At 58.1% G+C, this 20,765-nt stretch carries 20 protein-coding genes; 16 read left to right on the forward strand and 4 right to left on the reverse strand.

Translation table 11 applies throughout. From position 1 onward, the window contains the following. Positions 1-110: 110 nt before the first annotated feature. Entirely contained in the window at positions 111-1,082 is a 972-nt protein-coding gene (pip, locus tag CKW31_RS01380) for a prolyl aminopeptidase (protein WP_027901827.1), read from the reverse strand. Between the two features lie 287 nt (positions 1,083-1,369). Between pip and CKW31_RS01385 the strand changes: the two genes are divergently transcribed. From CKW31_RS01385 to CKW31_RS01395, 3 genes are all read left to right on the forward strand, one after another. Next, on the forward strand, positions 1,370-3,820 hold the full coding sequence (locus CKW31_RS01385; RefSeq protein WP_095092551.1) for a glycogen/starch/alpha-glucan phosphorylase: 2,451 nt from the start codon (positions 1,370-1,372) through the stop codon (positions 3,818-3,820). Positions 3,821-4,167: 347 nt separating this feature from the next. Then, the gene (locus tag CKW31_RS01390; protein WP_027902274.1) at positions 4,168-5,178 is read left to right on the forward strand and encodes a class 1 fructose-bisphosphatase; all 1,011 of its coding nucleotides are present in this window, start codon (positions 4,168-4,170) and stop codon (positions 5,176-5,178) included. A 5-nt stretch (positions 5,179-5,183) separates the two neighbouring features. After that, on the forward strand, positions 5,184-5,786 hold the full coding sequence (locus CKW31_RS01395; RefSeq protein WP_095092553.1) for a DUF924 family protein: 603 nt from the start codon (positions 5,184-5,186) through the stop codon (positions 5,784-5,786). Positions 5,787-5,790: 4 nt separating this feature from the next. Here the strand turns inward: CKW31_RS01395 and CKW31_RS01400 are convergent, their stop codons facing one another. Together CKW31_RS01400 and CKW31_RS01405 are read right to left on the reverse strand one after the other, a co-directional pair. Continuing rightward, positions 5,791-6,123 (reverse strand): type II toxin-antitoxin system RelE/ParE family toxin, encoded by a 333-nt coding sequence (locus tag CKW31_RS01400; protein WP_095092555.1) that lies wholly within the window; start codon positions 6,121-6,123, stop codon positions 5,791-5,793. Continuing rightward, complete coding sequence (locus tag CKW31_RS01405) at positions 6,120-6,392, reverse strand: type II toxin-antitoxin system Phd/YefM family antitoxin (protein WP_095092557.1); 273 nt, start codon at positions 6,390-6,392, stop codon at positions 6,120-6,122. Before CKW31_RS01405 ends, CKW31_RS01400 begins: the two co-directional genes overlap by 4 nt. A gap of 183 nt (positions 6,393-6,575) precedes the next feature. Here CKW31_RS01405 and bamE point away from each other — a divergent pair, with 183 nt between their 5' ends. Both bamE and CKW31_RS01415 read left to right on the forward strand, forming a co-directional pair. Continuing rightward, positions 6,576-6,830: an outer membrane protein assembly factor BamE gene (gene bamE / locus CKW31_RS01410; RefSeq protein ID WP_095092559.1), complete on the forward strand. Its 255-nt coding sequence runs from the start codon at positions 6,576-6,578 to the stop codon at positions 6,828-6,830. A gap of 3 nt (positions 6,831-6,833) precedes the next feature. Further along, entirely contained in the window at positions 6,834-7,412 is a 579-nt protein-coding gene (locus CKW31_RS01415; RefSeq protein ID WP_095092561.1) for a lipocalin family protein, read from the forward strand. 179 nt (positions 7,413-7,591) lie between these two features. Here the strand turns inward: CKW31_RS01415 and CKW31_RS01420 are convergent, their stop codons facing one another. Next, positions 7,592-8,956, reverse strand: coding sequence for a formimidoylglutamate deiminase (locus CKW31_RS01420; RefSeq protein WP_095092563.1), 1,365 nt, complete (start codon positions 8,954-8,956; stop codon positions 7,592-7,594). 223 nt (positions 8,957-9,179) lie between these two features. On the opposite strand from CKW31_RS01420, the gene hutC reads away from it, so the two are divergent. The 11 genes from hutC (at position 9,180) to hutH (ending at position 20,524) form a co-directional block, all read left to right on the forward strand. Next, positions 9,180-9,890, forward strand: a complete 711-nt coding sequence (gene hutC, locus CKW31_RS01425) for a histidine utilization repressor (protein ID WP_176469767.1) — start codon at positions 9,180-9,182, stop codon at positions 9,888-9,890. Then, positions 9,887-10,480, forward strand: coding sequence for a HutD family protein (locus CKW31_RS01430; RefSeq protein ID WP_095092565.1), 594 nt, complete (start codon positions 9,887-9,889; stop codon positions 10,478-10,480). Before hutC ends, CKW31_RS01430 begins: the two co-directional genes overlap by 4 nt. Before the next feature lie 146 nt (positions 10,481-10,626). Next, a complete protein-coding gene (gene nhaA, locus CKW31_RS01435; RefSeq protein WP_095092567.1) occupies positions 10,627-11,805 on the forward strand; it encodes a Na+/H+ antiporter NhaA in 1,179 nt (392 codons plus the stop codon). 104 nt (positions 11,806-11,909) lie between these two features. Next, on the forward strand, positions 11,910-12,443 hold the full coding sequence (locus CKW31_RS01440) for a DUF3455 domain-containing protein (protein WP_087265938.1): 534 nt from the start codon (positions 11,910-11,912) through the stop codon (positions 12,441-12,443). Positions 12,444-12,536: 93 nt separating this feature from the next. Beyond that, complete coding sequence (locus CKW31_RS01445) at positions 12,537-13,100, forward strand: sigma-70 family RNA polymerase sigma factor (RefSeq protein WP_095092569.1); 564 nt, start codon at positions 12,537-12,539, stop codon at positions 13,098-13,100. Then, positions 13,097-13,822 (forward strand): anti-sigma factor domain-containing protein, encoded by a 726-nt coding sequence (locus CKW31_RS01450; RefSeq protein WP_095092571.1) that lies wholly within the window; start codon positions 13,097-13,099, stop codon positions 13,820-13,822. Before CKW31_RS01445 ends, CKW31_RS01450 begins: the two co-directional genes overlap by 4 nt. 377 nt (positions 13,823-14,199) lie before the next feature. Then, positions 14,200-15,885 carry a urocanate hydratase gene (hutU, locus tag CKW31_RS01455; RefSeq protein WP_095092573.1) on the forward strand — a complete coding sequence of 562 codons (1,686 nt, stop codon included), beginning with the start codon at positions 14,200-14,202 and terminating at the stop codon, positions 15,883-15,885. Between the two features lie 242 nt (positions 15,886-16,127). Continuing rightward, complete coding sequence (locus tag CKW31_RS01460) at positions 16,128-17,096, forward strand: ABC transporter substrate-binding protein (RefSeq protein ID WP_087266038.1); 969 nt, start codon at positions 16,128-16,130, stop codon at positions 17,094-17,096. Between the two features lie 111 nt (positions 17,097-17,207). After that, positions 17,208-18,059 carry a proline/glycine betaine ABC transporter permease gene (locus CKW31_RS01465; protein WP_095092575.1) on the forward strand — a complete coding sequence of 284 codons (852 nt, stop codon included), beginning with the start codon at positions 17,208-17,210 and terminating at the stop codon, positions 18,057-18,059. Continuing rightward, positions 18,056-18,886: a glycine betaine/L-proline ABC transporter ATP-binding protein gene (locus CKW31_RS01470; RefSeq protein ID WP_095092577.1), complete on the forward strand. Its 831-nt coding sequence runs from the start codon at positions 18,056-18,058 to the stop codon at positions 18,884-18,886. Before CKW31_RS01465 ends, CKW31_RS01470 begins: the two co-directional genes overlap by 4 nt. A 12-nt stretch (positions 18,887-18,898) precedes the next feature. Then, a complete protein-coding gene (gene hutH, locus CKW31_RS01475; protein ID WP_095092579.1) occupies positions 18,899-20,524 on the forward strand; it encodes a histidine ammonia-lyase in 1,626 nt (541 codons plus the stop codon). Positions 20,525-20,765 lie beyond the last annotated feature (241 nt).

A 20,765-nucleotide genomic window follows, 5' to 3' on the forward strand; every position in this document is an offset into this window, starting at 1 on the left:
CTTGGCCTGGGCGGCACTCCGACGATAAGAGCGACGCGATCTAAAGGGAACCGTGTCCAGCCTTATCGTCGGAATGCCGCCCAGACCAAGCACCGCTCCCACAAATTCCATCAAGCCTCTTCAGGCGGCAAATCCAGCAGCCGCGCGGCGACTTGCGCGGCGGCGCGGACCAAGGCATCGGTGATGCCTGGCTCTGAAGCGGCATGCCCCGCATCGCGAATCACCTGCAGCTCGCTGTTCGGCCAGGCCTGGTGCAATTCCCATGCATTATCCAGCGGGCAGATGACGTCATAGCGACCGTGCACAATGATCCCCGGCAAATGGGCGATTTTCGGCATGTCGCGGATCAGCTGGTTTTCTTCGAGGAAAGAATTATTGGTGAAGTAATGGCACTCGATGCGCGCAATCGACAACGCACGCTGCGGCTCGGAGAAGCGATCAACCACTTGCGGGTTAGGACGCAGCGTTGCAGCGCGACCTTCCCAGGTGGACCAGGCTTTCGCAGCGTGCATCTGGGCGATCTGGTCGGTACCGGTCAGACGCTTGTGAAACGCGGTCAACAGGTCATCGCGCTCGTCCAACGGGATCGGGGCCACGTAATCCTGCCAGTAATCCGGGAACATGCGACTTGCACCGGCCTGATAGAACCACTCGATTTCTTGCGGACGCGCCAGAAAAATACCGCGCAGGATCAGAGCGTGAACCCGGTCCGGATGAGTCTGGGCATACGCAAGGGACAAGGTCGATCCCCACGACCCGCCAAACAGCACCCATTTATCGATACCCAGATGCTCGCGAATCCGCTCAAGGTCGGCAACCAGATCCCAGGTGGTGTTGTTCTCCAGGCTTGCATGAGGTGTCGAGCGACCACAGCCGCGCTGATCGAAAGTGATGATGCGATACAGATTGGGATCGAAATAACGACGGCTTTGCGCATCGCAGCCCGCGCCCGGACCGCCATGAATGAACACCACCGGCAGACCTTCCGGTGACCCGCTTTCATCGACATACAAAACGTGCGGTGCCTCTACAGCCAGATCATGCCGGGCGTAAGGTTTGATCTGCGGATACAAGGTCTGCATAGGTGCTCCGTGAGTGCGATTCGGGTTCTTCTATTTTTTTGCCTTGAGGCATCATAAACCCGAAACGAGGAATGTTCATGCTGTCACTCTCAGCTCATGCCGAGAGTGGAACGATCAATGCAAGCGGTTTGCCAATTGCCCAAACCGGCGAACCAGAGCGACAAGAGTCTGTCGAACCGAGGGTCGTATCCTGAGTAATTTAGGAAATTTCAGGAAAGTTTTGCAGACTCGCCCTACAGTCAAAGAAATCTCATCCTTCATTCGTCTGACTACTTGAGGTCGTATCGATGTCTCAGGAACCACTCGTTCGTGACGCTGAAGTGGCTGCTTTCCGCGCCGCTGTTCTCGCCAAACTCACCTATTCGGTGGGCAAGGACCCTGACCATGCGTTTGAGCATGACTGGTTCGAAGCTGTTGCACTCGCTGCTCGTGACCACATGGTCGAGCACTGGATGGACCATACCCGGCAGATTTATCGCAAGGTCCAGAAGCGGGTCTATTACCTTTCACTGGAATTTCTCATCGGGCGTCTGCTGTACGACAGCCTGAGCAACCTCGGCCTGCTGGAAGTTGCCCGCGAGGCGATGACCGAGCTGGGCGTGGACATCGAGCGCATCAAATTGCTTGAGCCCGACGCAGCGCTGGGTAACGGCGGCCTTGGTCGTCTGGCGGCCTGCTTCATGGAAAGCATGTCGACGCTCGGCATCGCAGGTCACGGTTACGGGATTCGTTATGAACACGGCCTGTTCCGCCAGGCCATTGTCGATGGCTGGCAACAGGAGCAGACCGAAAACTGGCTGGACTTCGGCAACCCATGGGAATTCGAACGCCCGGAAGTGGTGTACCCCATCGGCTTCGGCGGCAGTGTCGACACCCTCACCAATGAGGACGGTGAACAGCGTCAGGTCTGGCGTCCATCTGAAACTGTCCGGGCCATCGCTTACGACACGCCCGTCGTGGGATGGCGCGGTAAAAGCGTGAACACCCTGCGTCTGTGGCGCGCCCGAGCGGTTGGCGATCTGCACCTGGAGCGCTTCAACGCCGGTGACCACTTTGGTGCAGTGGCCGAGGTGGTGCGCGCTGAAAGTATCTCTCGCGTGCTTTACCCGAACGATGCCACTGAGGCTGGTCAGGAATTACGTCTGCGTCAGGAGTATTTCTTCGTCTCCGCGTCGCTGCAGGATTTGCTGCGTCGCCATCTGAATATGCATGCCACCTTGATGGATCTCCCGGAACACGCGGCCATCCAGATGAACGACACGCACCCGTCCATTGCAGTGGCCGAGCTGATGCGTCAGTTGATCGACAACCATGGCATCGCGTGGGATGCCGCCTGGAAGATCACCGTGGGCACCCTCGCCTACACCAACCACACTCTGCTGCCAGAGGCGCTGGAAACCTGGTCGGTCGGCCTGATGGAGCGGATGCTGCCGCGCCACATGCAGATCATCTACATCATCAATGCTCAGCACATCGACACCTTGCGCGCCAAAGGCATTCACGATTTCGACGTACTGCGCGCGGTATCGCTGATCGAAGAAGAAAACGGCCGTCGGGTGCGCATGGGCAACCTCGCGTTCCTCGGCTCGCACAGCATTAACGGCGTCTCCGCGCTGCATACTCAGTTGATGCGCAAGACGGTCTTCGCCGAACTGCACAAGTTGTATCCCGAGCGGATCAACAACAAAACCAACGGCATCACCTTCCGCCGCTGGCTGTTCCAGGCCAACCCCAAACTTACCCAGATGCTTACCGAGTCCCTCGGGGATGACGTGCTGGACAGTGCGGAAACACGCCTCATCGAAATGGAACCGTTCGCCGACAAGAGCTCTTTCCGCAAGCAATTCGCGGATCAGCGCCTGCACAGCAAGCGTGCTCTGGCAGCGATCATCAAGGAGCGTCTGGGGATCGTGGTCAATCCGGCCGCGATGTTCGATGTGCAGGTCAAACGGATTCATGAATACAAACGCCAGCTGTTGAACCTGTTTCACACCGTTGCCTTGTATCAGGCCATTCGTGCTCAGCCGGGCACTGATTGGGTGCCACGCGTGAAGATCTTCGCTGGCAAGGCCGCAGCCAGTTATCACTCGGCCAAACTGATCATCAAGTTGACCAATGATATCGCTCGCACGGTCAACAGTGACCCTACCGTTCGCGGCCTGCTCAAAGTCGTGTTCATGCCCAACTACAACGTCAGCCTGGCCGAAAGCATCATCCCGGCAGCCGACTTGTCGGAGCAGATTTCGACTGCGGGCCTGGAAGCATCAGGCACCAGCAACATGAAATTCGGCCTCAACGGCGCGCTGACCATTGGCACGCTGGACGGTGCGAACGTGGAGATGAGCGAGCAAGTGGGTCTGGAGCACATGTTCATCTTCGGCATGACCGCTCGGGAAGTCGAAGCCCACAAACAAGTAGGCGACTTCAGCGCTTACGCGGCAGCGGCGGCCTCGGGTCGACTCAACGACGTTCTGCAAGCCATTCGGGGCGGCGTGTTTTCGCCGGATGATCCTAACCGTTATGCCGGCCTGATCGATCAATTGCTGGCCTACGACCGCTTTCTGGTCTGCGCCGACTTTGATTCCTACTGGGACGCCCAGGCCAGGGTCGAGGCTCACTGGCACGACTCGAAAGAGTGGTGGCGCTCCGCGGTGCTCAACACGGCGCGCATGGGCTGGTTCTCGTCGGACCGGACGATCCGGGAATATGCGGGGGATATCTGGAAGGCGCTGGATTGATGGTGTGAGGAGAGCTGCTCTCAATTTGGCAATACGACCCATGTGGGAGAGTGGATGTTTTCCCGCAAGCTGATATGACGACGTGGGACCGGCTTTAGCCGGGAAGAGGCCATTGCATTCAATGCATTTGTATTGTTTGTGAGGCAGCTTTCCCGGCTGAAGCCGGTCCCACGTCATCAGTTCGGTTCCGACAGCCTTGGTCGTTTCAGCCACCGTTTCAGCATTTTCCGGCTACGCTTTGCCCACGCGTGAACTCAATGGGTGTTAACCCAGTCTTATGGGCAGTATTACGTCTCGACTCGCGCTAAACTGCGCGGGTTTTTTATTCCCCCTATTCGGAGCTATCCATGTCCCGCGTTACCCTGAGTCGCTATTTGATTGAGCAGACCCGCAGCAACAACACTCCTGCCGATCTGCGCTTCCTGATCGAAGTGGTGGCGCGAGCGTGCAAGGAAATCAGCCACGCCGTTTCCAAAGGCGCGCTGGGCGGCGTGCTCGGCAGCATGGGCACTGAAAACGTTCAGGGCGAAGTGCAGAAGAAGCTCGACGTGATTTCCAACGAAATCCTGCTCGAAGCCAACGAATGGGGCGGTCACCTGGCGGGCATGGCGTCCGAAGAAATGGACAACGCCTACCAGATCCCGGGCAAATACCCGAAAGGCGCGTACCTGCTGGTTTTTGACCCACTGGACGGTTCGTCGAACATCGACATCAACGCTCCGGTCGGCACCATCTTCTCCGTACTGCGCTGCCCGAATGAATACCTGAGCCAGAACGAGCCTTTGAACGAGAAGGCTTTCCTGCAGCCAGGCACCCAACAAGTAGCCGCCGGTTATGCCATTTACGGTCCACAGACCATGCTGGTGCTGACCTTGGGCGACGGCGTCAAAGGCTTCACGCTGGACCGCGAAATGGGCAGCTTCGTACTGACCCACGAAGACATCAAGATCCCGACCTCCACTCAGGAATTCGCGATCAACATGTCGAACCAGCGCCACTGGGAAGCTCCAGTACAACGCTACGTTGACGAACTGCTGGCTGGCGAAGACGGTCCGCTGAAAAAGAACTACAACATGCGCTGGGTTGCCGCGATGGTCGGCGATGTACACCGCATCCTGACCCGCGGCGGTCTGTTCATGTACCCACGTGACAGCCGCGAGCCTTCCAAGCCGGGCAAACTTCGTTTGATGTACGAGGCCAACCCGATGTCGTTCCTGGTCGAACAAGCTGGCGGCGCGTCCACCGACGGCCATCAGCGCATCCTCGACATTCAGCCGGATGGTCTGCACCAGCGTGTTGCGGTGTTCCTGGGCTCGAAAGAAGAAGTTGAGCGCGCGACCTCGTACCACAAGGCCTGACGATCATGACTGCCCCTTGGCTCCCACTGCTGGAATGGTGGTTCGGCTCTGCCGGATCGCCCTCCGAAGTGGCAAAAGCCAAGGGCAAGTTGTGGTTCGGGAAGGACCAGGCTCAAGACACCGAAGCGCGGACGCGTTTTGGTGATCTGGTCGAATCTGCGCTTTCGGGTGGATTGAAAGAGTGGACTGAAAGCCCTGACGGCTGGCTGGCACTGGTGCTGTTACTCGACCAACTGCCACGCATGATTTATCGCGACACGCCTAACGCCTTCGCTGGCGATCAACGCGCCCAGGCACTTGTCGCCCACGGCCTGAAACTCGGTCGCGACCAGCATCTGGACCCGCTGCAACGTACCTTCATCTATCTGGTGCTGGAACACAGCGAAACCCTTGATGCACAAAATGAAGCCGTCGCCCGCTTCACCGAACTCCTCCCCCTGCTCCCCGCCACTGACCGCGACTATTTCAACAACAGTCTTGATTACGCAGAACGCCACCGAGCAGTCATCGACCGCTTTGGGCGCTTCCCGCATCGCAATGCAATCGTGGGGCGCGATTCGACGCCGGAAGAGATTGAATTTCTGAAAGAGCCTGGCTCACGATTTTAAGATGCTATTGCGAGCTAAGCAGCAGACGCCTGGTCAGTAAATCTGTCATATTTCTGCGGGTATCTACGATGGCATGGATGAAGACGACATCTTGCCGCGTCTCATAGATGATCCGGTTCATGCCTGAGACTATTTGGCGAAACGACCCCAGGTTTAGCATTTCGATTTCTTCAGGAGCATTCCCGGAAAGGGGCAATGCCTCAAGCGTTTTCAACGCGCCTTTCAGCTTTTCAGAGGTCGCCAACCACGTGGTGTGAGAAAACTTCCTCACAATGTAATTTCGAAGCTCTTTAAGGTCATGCTGTGCAGATTTCAAAATGACGACTTTGAAACTCATTCGTCATCGTTCCTGTCCAGCGCTGCAAATACCTCATCGACATCGTTGAACTCTCCACGCTCTATTTCACGACTTCCCAACGCCAGAATTTTGAGCAGGGCAAAAGTTTCCAACTGCTGTTCATAGCTTTTAACGTCGAGCACAACCAGCTTCGCTTCACCGTTTTGTGTGATCAACATCGGCTCACGACTTTCAGATAAATCTTTAACAATTTCTGCCGCATGACTTTTGAGATAGCTAATGGGCTTTACGTGCGTCGAAAGTTTCATGAGTCAAATTCCCAGCGAGGACCAGATAACTGATTTTAGTCCGAATTTAGTCCTTCCAGCAAAGACCTTTCGACCAAGGGAACCAGATCCCCCTTTTCTCTTCTAAGCTTGCGGTATTACGCCAGCAACCTGCCCATCGACCGTTTGCTGCGGCGTTGCCCTTTCCGTTCAGGAGCTTCATCCATGTCTCTGCGCTCTCTAGCGTTGTTGTCGTTTTGCGTGCTGCTGGCCGCATGCAGCAAGGTCAATCAGGAAAACTACTCGAAACTGTCTGCGGGCATGCCCAAGGCGGAAGTTGAACAGCTGCTGGGCAGCCCGACTGAATGCTCCGGCGCGCTGGGCATGTCCAGCTGCACGTGGGGCGACCAGAACAGTTTCATCAGCGTGCAGTATGCCGCCGACAAGGTTGTGCTTTTCACGAGTCAGGGCTTGAAATAACAGATGATCAAATTACTTGTGCGTTTTGGTCTGGTGCTCATGGCCAGCTTCCTCGCAATCGGTTTCGCGCATTCTGCTGAAAACCTCGAGCCAAAAACGGTGGGCAATGTCGACCTCAAGCAATATCAGGGTACCTGGTACGAAATCGCCCGCTTGCCCATGTTCTTCCAGCGCAAATGCGCACAATCCGAAGCGAATTACGCCCTCAAGGACGACGGTAGCGTTGGCGTGACTAACCGCTGCAGGACGATCGAAGGTGAGTGGCAGGAAGCGACAGGCACAGCCACGCCGCAAGTGCCGGGTAAAACCGACAAGTTATGGGTGGAGTTCGATAACTGGTTCTCCCGCCTGCTGCCTGGCGTAGCCAAAGGCGACTACTGGGTGCTCTACATCGGCGACGGCTACAAAACCGCTGTCGTAGGCAACCCGGATCGCAAATACCTGTGGCTGCTGTCGCGCACGCCGACCATCTCCAAGGATGTGAAAGAGCATCTGCTCAGCCAGGCCCAACAGCAGGGCTATGACACGACCAAGCTGGTCTGGCGGGTTGAAGATTCGAAGATCGGGAAAACCGAGAAATAATCACTGCCGGGATCGTCGTCCACTCTCCAAAGGGTGGATGCGATCCCACGTATTCACGCGATGTCGTGGGACCGGCTTTAGCCGGGAAGAGGCCGGTACATTCGCAACATTTCTATCGTCAGAAATACCGCCTTCCCGGCTGAAGCCGGTCCCACGTCGACGCCTTCAAATACTGAACGTTACCCCAACAACTCCCGCAGCACCTGCGCAAACTCACGATTGCTCTGCTCTTGCCCGGCATGATGCCCTTCGCGTACCACCCACTTGCCGTTGACCATCACGTCGCGAATCTGCCGGTCGCTACCTGCGAATAGCCAGCGGTTGAGGATCCCGTCGTCCGACGCTGTGGCGATATACGGATCATTGCCGTCGAGCACCAGCCAGTCGGCGCGCTGCCCCACTTCCAGTCGACCTAACGGCTGACCCAGCGCCTGAGCCCCACCGACCAGCGCTGCATCAAACAGCGTCCTGCCCACCATGGGCTGATCGCTGCGATACAAGCGATTGCGACGCTGATCCCGCAGTCGCTGACCGTACTCCAGCCAGCGCAACTCTTCGACAACGCTCAATGACACATGGCTGTCTGAACCGATCCCCCAGCGCCCGCCTTGAGCGATGTAATCCACTGCCGGAAAAATCCCGTCGCCCAGATTCGCTTCGGTGGTCAGACACAACCCGGCGACCGCGCCGCTTTGCGCCATCAGCGCCACTTCATCAGGCTCCACATGCGTGGCATGCACCAGACACCAACGCTCATTAACCGGAGCGTTCTCGTACAGCCATTGCACAGGCCGACGGCCGCTCCAGCTCAGGCAGTCGTCGACTTCCTTCTGCTGTTCGGCGATATGGATATGTACCGGGCAGTGCGGATCACTAGCGGCCAGTACCGCACTGATCTGCTCAGGCGTTACCGCACGCAGCGAGTGAAAACACAGGCCCAGTTGTTGTGCAGGCTGCTGGCGCAATACAGGTTGCAAACGGGCCTGCAGATCAAGGTAGCTGTCGGTGCTGTGGATAAATCGCCGCTGCCCCTCGTTCGGCGCTTGCCCGCCGAAACCGGAATGACTGTAGAGCACCGGTAACAGCGTCAGTCCGATCCCGGCAGAACTTGCCGCCTGGCTGACTTGCAGTGCCAGTTCCGCGGGATCGGCGTAAGGCCTGCCGGTGGTGTCTTGATGCACGTAATGAAATTCGGCGACCGAGGTAAAACCGCCCTTGAGCATTTCGATGTACAACTGACGGGCAATGACGCCCAGTTGCTGCGGGCTGATCTTGCCGACCAGGCGGTACATCAAATCGCGCCAGGTCCAGAAGCTGTCATTCGGGTTGCCCGCGACTTCCGCCAGCCCGGCCATCGCCCGCTGAAACGCATGAGAATGCAGATTTGGCATGCCTGGCAGCAACGGTCCTGTGAGTAACTCCGCACCAGAAGCCTCTGCCTCCGTGGCGACATGAGTGATCACGCCAGCGGCGCTGACCTCAATGCGAACATTAGTGGCCCAGCCGCTGGGCAACAATGCACGCTCGGCAAAGAAGGCGGACATGGCTTTGCATCCCGAAGAAAGTGATTTGTATATACATATACAGACGTTTGCACGCTCGGTAAACTCCGGCAAGCTTGTCGCCGAACAGGTTAATGGTTAGCGTGAACACACGTTATTAATGTCCAGGCGCTGCAAGATCAGCGCCGACCTGCACCTGAATTACCTTCGAAAAGGATTGCCCTCAGTGCCGACTCCGCCTGCCACTTCACCTTTGGCTGCCCAAATGGGCGATAGTCCGGCCCCGCTGTACGCCCGCGTCAAGCAGATGATCGCCCAGCAGATCCAGTGCGGAAACTGGCCGCCGCATCACCGCGTTCCGTCGGAAAGCGAGTTGGTGACCCAGCTGGGGTTTAGCCGCATGACCATCAACCGTGCCCTGCGTGAAATGACCGCCGAAGGCCTGTTGGTGCGCATGCAAGGCGTTGGTACTTTCGTCGCCGAGCCTAAAAGTCAGTCGGCACTGTTCGAAGTCCACAATATTGCTGACGAAATCGCTGCCCGTGGTCACCGGCACACCTGCAAGGTCATCCTGCTCAAAGAAGAAGCCGCAGGCTCAGAGCGAGCCCTGGCGCTGGATATGCGCGAAGGTCAGCGGGTTTTTCACTCGTTGATCGTGCATCTGGAAAACGATCTGCCGGTGCAAATCGAAGATCGCTATGTCAACGCGTTGGTCGCGCCGGATTACTTGAGTCAGGATTTCACTCAGCAGACGCCCTACGCTTATCTCTCGCAAGTCGCGCCCTTGACCGAAGGCGAGCATGTGGTTGAAGCCATTCTGGCCGAGCCGGATGAGTGCGAGCTGCTGCAAATCACCCCCGGCGAACCTTGCCTGTTGATCCGCCGTCGCACGTGGTCTGGCCGTCAGCCAGTGACCGCCGCACGACTGATCCACCCCGGTTCCCGCCATCGCCTGGAAGGACGTTTCAGCAAATGAGCCAACTGACTGTTTTACGCGCCGCCGACTACCCGCGCATGCCCTGGAAAAACGGCGGTGGCAGCACGGAAGAAGTGACCCGCGATGCAGGCGAAGGCCTGGACGGTTTCAGCTGGCGCCTGTCGATTGCCGATATCGAGCAGTCCGGCGGCTTTTCGCTGTTTCCGGGCTATCAGCGCATCATCACCGTGCTGCAAGGCGTGGGCATGACGCTGGATATCGACGGCAAGACGACCGAACCACTTTTGCCGGGTGATCCGTTCGCGTTCAGCGGCGACAGCCAGGTCAGTTGCACATTGCTCGACGGTGCGATTCGCGACTTCAACCTGATCTATTCGCCAGCACGTTATCGCGTCAGTTTGCAGTGGGTCGACGTGCTCAAACCGCAACGCTTGTTCAGTTCTGCGTCTACGCTGTTGCTGTTCAGCGCCGCAGAGCAGATGGCCGCGAACCTGGCAGAGCATCCCCCGCAATTGCTGGAAAAGCATGATTGCCTGCAACTGGATAACGCGGCAGATGAATTGCTGGAAGTGGTGCTGTACGCCCCGCGCGCGAGCCGCTGTTGTTTGATTGAGCTAACCAGGATCTGAACGCACCTTTCATGTAGGAGCGCGCTTGCCCGCGATTGCGTCGGTTCAGCCGCTTCTTATGATGACTGACACACCGCAATCGCGGGCAAGCGCGCTCCTACAGAGGATGTGGCGCGAATCAAAAACCAAGGACGCCCCCACCGCCAATGACTGCCTATAACAACAAAAAAGAAACCCCAAGAGCCATCGCGATTCTTGCCAGCTTCCTGACCTCCGAATCAGCCGGTGGAATCGTGTTGATGGGCGCGGCGCTGGCTGCTTTGATCGTCGCCAACTCAGGGCTTTCAACGGGTTACTTCGCGGCACTGCACAGCGTCTGGCTGGGGCTTTCCGTCGAGCTGTGGATCAACGACGGGCTGATGGCGATCTTTTTCCTGATGGTCGGTCTGGAAATCAAACGTGAAGTGCTCGCGGGCGGTCTGGCTACCTGGGGCCAGCGCGCCCTGCCTGGTTTTGCAGCGGCTGGCGGCATGCTGGTGCCTGCGCTGATCTACATTGCGGTCAACTGGGGCAATAAGGAAACCATGAGCGGCTGGGCAATCCCTGCCGCTACCGACATTGCCTTCGCTCTCGGCGTGTTGTCGCTGCTGGGTAAACGCGTGCCAACTTCCCTGAAAGTATTCCTCGCCGCACTGGCGATTCTCGATGATCTGGGCGCCGTTACCATCATCGCCTTCTTCTACAGCTCCGGCCTGAACATGCCGATGCTGCTGGCCTCCTTCGCCACGCTCGCGGTATTGATCGTGATGAATCGCCTGCGGGTGCGTCGTCTGCTGCCGTATTTGTTGCTGGGCGCTGCCTTGTGGTTTTTCGTCCTCCAATCGGGCGTTCACGCGACATTGGCCGGTGTCGCTCTGGCACTGTGCATTCCGTTGGGCAAGCCCGAAGAAGAGTCCCGCTCACCACTGCTGTTCCTTGAAGAGAAGCTGCACTACTGGGTCGCGTTTGCCATCGTGCCCATCTTCGGCTTTGCCAACGCCGGGGTTTCGTTGTCAGGAATCTCGCTGCAAAACCTGATTGATCCTGTACCGCTGGGCGTTGCGCTTGGCCTGTTCGTGGGTAAACAGATTGGCGTATTCCTCGCCGCTGTTCTGGCCATTCGATCCGGCCTGGCGTCGTTGCCGGAAGGCAGCAACTGGGTGCAGTTGTATGGCGTCGCAATCCTGTGCGGTATTGGTTTCACCATGAGTCTGTTTATTGGCAACCTCGCCTTTCCCGGTTCCGCGCATCTGATCGACGAAGTAAAAGTCGGTGTATTGATGGGGTCCGGACTGGCTGCAATTGCGGGCGTCATCCTCCTGCGCAGCAAAATGAGCAAAGGCTGAAAATTTATTTTCAAATTGCTGCATCCAGATGGGTTTCTCGCGGGTAGTACAGATAAGCAGCCGGTTTGGCTGTTAAGCGAAAACCCAAAACTGGAGATGTCTGCATGAACGCAAAACGCTTGCTCTGCCTGACTGGTGCTGCACTGGCTTTCACTTGCCTGGCGCCCTCTGCCTTCGCTCAAAGCAACCTGCCGGAAACCGTGCGGGTGCCGGATGGCTTCAAAGTCAGCCTGGAAACCACCGGTGTCGGCGAGATCACTTACGAGTGCCGCGCCAAAGCCAATGCTGCCGAAGGCATGGAATGGGCGTTCGTGGGTCCTAAAGCCGTGCTCAATGATCGCAGCGGCAAGCAAGTCGGCACCTACTACGGCCCGCCAGCCACCTGGGAAGCCAAAGACGGTTCGAAAGTGACCGGCACCCAGCTTGCAGTAGCCCCGTCCAGCGCTGGCAACCTGCCGTACCAGTTGGTCAAAGCCAACCCGGCTGAAGGCAAAGGCGCGATGACCGGTGTTGCCTACATTCAGCGTACCGCGCTCAAAGGCGGCGTAGCTCCCGCCAAAGCCTGTGCCGAGAGCAACAAAGGCGCCAAGGAAATCGTTAAATATCAGGCCGATTATATTTTCTGGTCCGCCAAGTAAGTCTGTGGGTCCTGCGCAGGAACTGGTCTATGCTCCTGCGCGGGTGCTCCGATTCAAATCGGGGTAGAAGTACTCTGTATACGGCGTATTGAATTGTCCTCCCAAGAATCCCTGTTTGATTACGAAGCAGCACTGGATGCCTGCGCCCGAGGCGAGCGGCAGGCGCTTGAGCGGCTGTATGCCCAGGAAAGTCCTCGTTTGCTCGGTGTAGCGCAACGACTGGTGCGTGACAGCGCGCTGGCTCAGGACATTGTGCATGACGCCTTTATCAAGGTCTGGACCGGGGCGGCAAGCTTCGACAAGACCCGAGGTTCGGCGCGTGGCTGGATATTCAGCATCACCCGGCATCTGGCGTTGAACGCCATTCGCAACAATGCCCGGGAAGTGCAGAGCGACGAGAAAGACGAGCACGATGAAGCCCAGGCAACGCTGGAAGGCTGGAACGAAACGGTGGACAGTTTTGACTGGCGAGTAAATCCGGGGCGGATCGAATTCTGTCTGGAACAGCTTGAACCGGTACGTCGCAACTGCGTGTTCCACGCTTACGTGGACGGCTATTCACATCAAGAAATTGCGCAAAAAATCGGCGCGCCGCTGGGCACTGTCAAAGCCTGGATCAAGCGCAGCCTGAATGCATTACGGGAGTGCATCGGATGAGCAACAGCTCGGGCACTGAACCCCAAAAACCGCTGAATGAGTTGGCGGGCGAATATGTGCTGGGCACTTTGTCTGCCCATCAACGAATTGAAGTAGAGCGTCGGCTGCCCAACGAACCCGCCTTGCGCGCTGCAGTCGATGAGTGGGAAGCACGTCTGCTGCCGCTGACGGACATGGTAGAGCCGCAGAACCCGCCACCGCATCTGTGGGCGCGGATCGAGCGCAGCCTGGATGATTTGCTCGCGCCACAAAAAGCCGCAAAACGCGACGTACAAAGCTGGTGGAACAACCTCTCGATCTGGCGCGGTCTGGCAGGTGCCGGGTTGGCGGCGTCGTTGGTGCTAGGCATGACACTGCTCACTCAGTCGCGTTCGACTCCATCGCCATCGTATCTGGTGGTGCTGGTCGCGCCGCAGGATAAAGCGCCGGGCTGGGTGATTCAGACCAGCAACTCTCAAGACATACAGCTCATCCCCCTGAGCGTGACCGAAGTGCCCGCCGACAAAGCGCTGGAGTTCTGGACCAAGGGTGACGACTGGCAGGGTCCCGTGTCTCTGGGCTTGGTCAAGCCGGGGCAAACCCTGCAAGTGCCGCTGGATAAACTGCCGCCGCTGCAGCCTAACCAATTGTTCGAGCTGACGCTTGAGCAAGCCACCGGTTCACCGATAGGCAAGCCTACCGGGCCGATCCAGTTCATCGGGCGTGCGGTGAAGGTCATCTGACCCAAACCGCGCACCATTTTGTTACCGAGCGCCCCAAAACGAAGCGAGTCGTCTGCCAGGTAACAACTGCAGACGACTAGTTCTTTTCGCGCATCTTTCTCTGCAAGGTTGGTCCACGACACCGCAGACGTCGCCAATCCAGCAAAGCACCACGCAGCCAAACAGCACACAACCTATTGAACCTGCGCGGATTAATGGTAGGAGCGAACTTGTTCGCGAGAGCGTCAGACCACCCAACATATTCATCAATCCGCCTCCCACCTCGCGAACAAGTTCGCTCCTACCAACTGGTTTTCAAGAGTTGGTATTTCAATTGCATATGCTTGTACATACAAGTAAAGCCAAGTGCATTGAACTGATCGCTGAGGACTTCTTTCGTGACCGAGAATAACCAACACTGGACCCGCTACCGTGACGTCGAAGTACGCGCGGCTCGTGGCACCAAGCTCACCGCCAAAAGCTGGATGACCGAAGCACCATTGCGCATGCTGATGAACAACCTTGACCCGGAAGTGGCCGAGAACCCCAAAGAACTGGTGGTTTACGGCGGCATCGGTCGCGCAGCCCGCAACTGGGAGTGCTACGACAAGATCGTCGAAAGCCTGACCAATCTGAATGACGACGAAACCCTGCTGGTTCAGTCCGGCAAGCCGGTCGGCGTGTTCAAGACCCACAGCAACGCGCCTCGGGTATTGATCGCCAACTCCAACCTGGTGCCGCACTGGGCGAGCTGGGAGCACTTCAACGAACTGGATGCCAAGGGTCTGGCGATGTACGGCCAGATGACCGCAGGCAGCTGGATCTACATCGGTAGCCAGGGGATCGTTCAAGGTACTTACGAAACCTTCGTCGAAGCCGGTCGCCAGCATTACAACGGCAGCCTCAAAGGCAAGTGGGTCCTGACCGCAGGCCTGGGTGGAATGGGGGGCGCGCAACCTCTGGCCGCAGGTATGGCCGGGGCCAGCTCGTTGAACATCGAATGCCAACAGAGCCGCATCGACTTCCGCCTCAAGACCCGTTACGTCGATGAACAAGCCGACGATCTGGATGACGCCCTGGCACGTATCGCCAAGTACACCGCAGAAGGCAAGGCGATCTCCATCGCCCTGTGTGGTAACGCCGCAGAAATCCTGCCGGAAATGGTTCGTCGTGGTGTGCGCCCGGACATGGTCACCGACCAGACCAGCGCCCACGACCCACTCAACGGTTATCTGCCAAAAGGCTGGACCTGGGATGAGTACCGCGCCCGCTCTTTGACCGAACCGGCAGCTGTGGTCAAAGCCGCCAAGCAGTCCATGGCTGAACACGTCGAGGCGATGCTGGCCTTCCAGAAGATGGGGATTCCGACCTTCGATTACGGCAATAACATCCGGCAGATGGCCAAGGAAGAAGGCGTGGCCAATGCGTTCGACTTCCCGGGTTTCGTTCCGGCCTATATTCGTCCGTTGTTCTGCCGTGGCGTAGGGCCTTTCCGCTGGGCCGCGCTGTCTGGCGATCCGGAAGACATCTACAAGACCGATGCCAAGGTCAAAGAACTGATCCCGGACGACGCGCATCTGCACAACTGGCTGAACATGGCCCGCGAGCGCATTGCCTTTCAGGGCCTGCCAGCGCGTATCTGCTGGGTCGGCCTGGGTCAGCGCGCCAAACTCGGTCTGGCATTCAACGAAATGGTCCGCAGCGGTGAGCTCTCGGCACCGGTTGTGATCGGCCGCGACCACCTGGACTCCGGCTCGGTCTCTAGCCCGAACCGCGAAACAGAATCCATGCAGGACGGTTCCGATGCCGTATCCGACTGGCCACTGCTCAACGCTCTGCTGAACACCGCCAGCGGCGCAACCTGGGTTTCACTGCACCACGGCGGCGGCGTCGGCATGGGCTTCTCGCAGCATTCGGGGATGGTGATCGTGTGTGACGGCAGCGACGAAGCCGCCGAACGCATCGCCCGCGTGTTGCACAACGACCCGGCCACCGGCGTGATGCGCCATGCGGATGCGGGTTATCAGATCGCGATCGATTGCGCCAATGAAAAGGGCTTGAACCTGCCGATGGTGGGGAGTTAAGGCTAACGGAGATCCAGAGGGAACACTGTACTTGTGGGAGCGGTGCTTGCCCGCGATAAGGTCCACGCGATTTAAAGTGAACCGCATCCAGCCTTATCGCGGGCAAGCACCGCTCCCACAAGGAATCTCCAATAGCGCAGAAGGAACTGACCACCCCAAAGGACCGTCAAGTGTCCTGCAATCAGGCTTCTGGCCTTTTGATCTGGAAACTGCCCACATCCATTCGCGAGGAGCGTCACACAATGAAAACCAAGAAGGCACTGCTATCCACGTTGATTTCACTGGGTTTGCTCACCGGCGCTGGCGCGAGTCAGGCAGCGGGTTGGTGTGAATCCGGCAAGCCGGTGAAGTTCGCCGGTCTGAACTGGGAAAGCGCCATGTTGCTGACCGACGTGTTGCAGGTGGTCCTGAACAAGGGTTACGGCTGTGAAGTCGACAGCTTGCCGGGCAATTCCATCACCATGGAAAACGCCCTGAGCACCAACGATATTCAGGTCTTTGCCGAAGAGTGGGTCGGCCGCAGCGAAGTGTGGAACAAGGCTGAGAAAGCCGGGAAAGTGGTCGGTGTCGGCAGCCCCGTCAAAGGCGCGGTCGAGGGTTGGTACGTGCCGCGTTATGTGATCGAAGGCGACGCCAAGCGCAAGCTGGAAGCCAAGGCTCCGGACCTGAAATCCATTAGCGATCTGGCCAAATACTCGACGCTGTTCAAAGACGCTGAAGAGCCGGGCAAAGGCCGTTTTTACAACTGCCCTGCTGGCTGGACCTGCGAGCTGGAAAACAGCGAAATGCTGAAGACCTATGGCCTGGAAGACAAATACACCAACTTCCGCCCAGGAACCGGCCCGGCGCTGGATGCAGCTATTCTGTCCAGCTACAAACGTGGCGAGCCGATCCTGACTTACTACTGGTCGCCAACGCCTCTGATGGGCCAGGTGGATCTGGTACGTCTGGAAGAGAAAGATGGGGTGAACAAGAACATCGAGATCAAGGTGGGCTTGTCCAAGACCTTCCACGAACAGGCTCCGGAATTGGTGTCAGTCATGGAAAAGGTCAACATCCCCATTGATCTGCTCAACCAGAACCTGGCCCGCATGACCAAGGACCGCATCGAATCGCCGAAACTGGCGAAGATCTTCCTCAAGGAACACCCGGAAGTCTGGCATGCCTGGGTGAGTGAAGAAGCGGCGAAAAAGGTGGATGCTTCGTTGTAACGCAATCCCCTGTAGGAGCTGCCGAAGGCTGCGAAGCGATATACCTGATCCGCCGCCTTCGCAGCCTTCGGCAGCTCCTACAGAATTGAATCCCCGTTCAGAGAGCACCTTATGTTCCCCGAAAGCTTCACATTCTCCATCGCCAATCTGGTCAACGACTGGGTTGATGCGCTGGTGACCAATTACGGCGATGTGTTCCGGCAGATCTCCGATACGCTGCTGTGGGCCATCGTCAATCTGGAAGGCCTGCTGCGCATGGCGCCATGGTGGTTGATGCTGGCGATTGTCGGCGGCATTGCCTGGCACGCCACACGCAAAATCGTCACTACGGCGGTCATCGTCGGCCTGCTGTTTCTGGTGGGCGCGGTCGGGCTGTGGGACAAGCTGATGCAGACGTTGGCGCTGATGCTGGTCGCCACTCTGATCTCAGTGATCATCGGCATCCCGCTGGGCATCCTCTCGGCACGCAGCAACCGTCTGCGCTCGGTGCTGATGCCGTTGCTGGACATCATGCAGACCATGCCCAGCTTCGTTTACCTGATACCGGTATTGATGCTGTTCGGCCTGGGCAAGGTCCCGGCGATTTTCGCCACCGTGATCTACGCCGCGCCGCCGCTGATTCGCCTTACCGACCTGGGCATTCGTCAGGTGGACGGCGAAGTCATGGAAGCGATCAATGCGTTCGGTGCCAATCGTTGGCAGCAGTTGTTCGGCGTACAACTGCCGCTGGCGCTGCCGAGCATCATGGCCGGGATCAATCAGACCACGATGATGGCCCTGTCGATGGTGGTGATTGCATCGATGATCGGCGCTCGCGGTCTTGGCGAAGACGTGTTGGTGGGCATTCAGACCCTGAACGTCGGACGCGGACTGGAAGCCGGGCTGGCTATCGTGATTCTCGCAGTGGTCATCGACCGCATCACCCAGGCATACGGCCGACCACGGCATGAGGCGAACAAATGACTGACCAAGAGCCCAACAAAATCGTGGTCCGCAACGTCTTCAAGATTTTCGGCAACCGTCCCAAGGACGCGCTGGAAATGGTCAGACAGAACGGCAGCAAAGATGAAGTACTGGCAAAAACCGGCTGCGTGGTCGGCGTGAACGACTTGTCGCTGTCCATCGGCAGCGGTGAGATTTTCGTGATCATGGGCCTGTCCGGCTCGGGCAAATCGACGTTGGTGCGCCACTTCAACCGGCTGATTGATCCCACCAGCGGTGAAATTCTGGTTGATGGCGAAGACATCCTGCAGTACGACATGGAAGCCCTGCGCCAATTTCGTCGCAAGAAAATCAGCATGGTGTTCCAGAGCTTCGGCCTGCTGCCGCATAAGACGGTAGAGGACAACGTTGCCTACGGCCTGAAAGTACGCGGCGAGAGCAAAGAGTATTGCATCGAGCGCGCCCGCCACTGGATCAGTACCGTGGGCCTGCAAGGCTACGAAAACAAATACCCGCATCAGCTGTCCGGCGGCATGCGCCAACGGGTGGGGCTGGCCCGCGCATTGGCGGCTGACACCGACATCATTCTGATGGACGAAGCGTTCAGCGCCCTCGATCCGTTGATCCGCGCGGAAATGCAGGACCAGTTGCTGGAACTGCAAAGCAGCCTGAAGAAAACCATTGTGTTCATCACCCACGACCTTGATGAAGCCGTGCGCATCGGTAATCGCATCGCGATTCTCAAGGACGGGCAGTTGATTCAGGTGGGCACTCCGAAAGAAATCCTCTACTCCCCCGCCGACGAATACGTTGATCGTTTCGTGCAGCGGCGCGCAGTCACTGTGTAAGGAAGCGTGCAGATGTCGCCCGTCGAACAAGTGGTCATTGGTGAAGGTCCGGTCCGTTGGCAAGAGGTGGTCGCAGTCGCTCGCCGGGGCGCACAGCTGGCGCTTTCGGACAGCGCCTGGGCGCGGATCGAAAACGCTCAGGCCATCGTCGAGCGCATCGTCGCCAGTGGCGAGCGTGCTTATGGCGTGAACACCGGGCTGGGCGCTCTGTGCAACATTTCCCTGCAAGGCGAACAACTGAGCCAGCTGTCGCGCAATACCTTGCTGAGCCACGCGTGTGGCGTCGGGGTAGCGCTTTCAGACGAGCAAACCCGGTCGATCATCTGCGCGGCAATCATCAATTACAGCCAAGGCAAATCCGGGCTGCACCGGCAAGTGGTCGAAGCGTTACTGAACCTGCTCAACCGCAACATCACACCGTACGTACCGTCCCAGGGTTCGGTGGGTTATCTGACGCACATGGCACACATCGGCATCGCCTTGCTGGGCGTGGGCAACGTCAGTTATCGCGGTCATGTCGTACCTGCACAGCAAGCGCTGGACGCCGAAGGGTTGAGTCCGGTGGTGCTGGGTGCGAAAGACGGGTTGTGTCTGGTCAACGGTACGCCGTGCATGACCGGCCTGAGCTGCCTGGCGATTGCCGACGCGCAGCGTCTGACACAGTGGGCGGATGTGATTGGCGCCATGAGCTTTGAAGCGCTTGGCGGTCAGATCAATGCGTTCGATCCCGAGATCATCGCACTCAAGCCGCATCCAGGCATGCAAATCGTTGGCAGCAACCTGCGTGGTCTGCTGGACGGCAGCGAAGTGGTGGTCAACAGCCATGGCATTCGGACTCAGGACGCGCTGAGCGTTCGCTCGATCCCGCAAGTGCATGGCGCGACCCGAGATCAATTGGTGCATGCGACCCGGCAGATTGAAATCGAGCTGAACTCGGCCACGGACAACCCGCTGGTGCTCGGCACACCTGAAGCCTATCGAGTGGTGTCGCAAGCCAACCCGCACGGTCAGTCTGTCGCCATGGCCGCCGATTTACTGGCAATTGCCGTAGCCGAACTGGGCTCGATTGCCGAACGGCGACTGGATCGCCTGATCAACCCGACCATCAGCAACCTGCCGGCGTTTCTGGTCAGCCAGCCGGGGGTCAACTCGGGGATGATGATTGTTCAGTACGTCGCGGCGTCCCTGTGTGCGGAAAACCGCCAACTGGCGCAACCGGCGGTTACCGACAACTTCGTCACCTCGGGTTTGCAGGAAGACCACTTGAGCATGGGCACCAACGCGGCGCTGAAGCTGCACAAGGTGCTGGATAACACCACCCAGATTCTGGCGATTGAGTATTTGCTCGCGGCCCAGGCTTTCGAATTTTTGAAGATCCAGCGCTTTGGCGTGGGTACCGATGCCGCGTGGCGCGTGCTCCGCGAAGAAGTCCCGCCGTACGACGAAGACCGCTGGCTCGCGCCGGATATTGCCAGCAGTGCCAAGGTGTTGAGAAGTGAAGCGCTGCTGGAAAGAGTGTTTCGCCAGTGCCGGTCGCTCACTATCGATTCAGCTCGGGTTGAGCAAGGTGCTGTGAAAGTACTCGATCCTGTGGGAGCGGTGCTTGCCCGCGATAAGGCTGGACGCGGTTCACCTTAGATCGCGTCGCCTATATCGCGGGCAAGCACCGCTCCCACAGGTTCTGCGCATGACGTGGGACCGGCTTTAGCCGGGAAGAGGCCAGTACATCCGAAGCATTCGTATTGTTAGTAATACCGCCTTCCCTAAAGCCGGTCCCACGACTTGGTCTATGCAATATGCAAACGTATAGACATCCATGACACCGGATGTCAGCCAGGCGACACCCGACAGGCCAATGATTTGGCCGACGCGACCCAGC

Origin of the sequence: Pseudomonas sp. Irchel 3A5, assembly GCF_900187575.1 — a bacterium.
Taxonomy (GTDB): Bacteria; Pseudomonadota; Gammaproteobacteria; order Pseudomonadales; family Pseudomonadaceae; genus Aquipseudomonas; species Aquipseudomonas folii.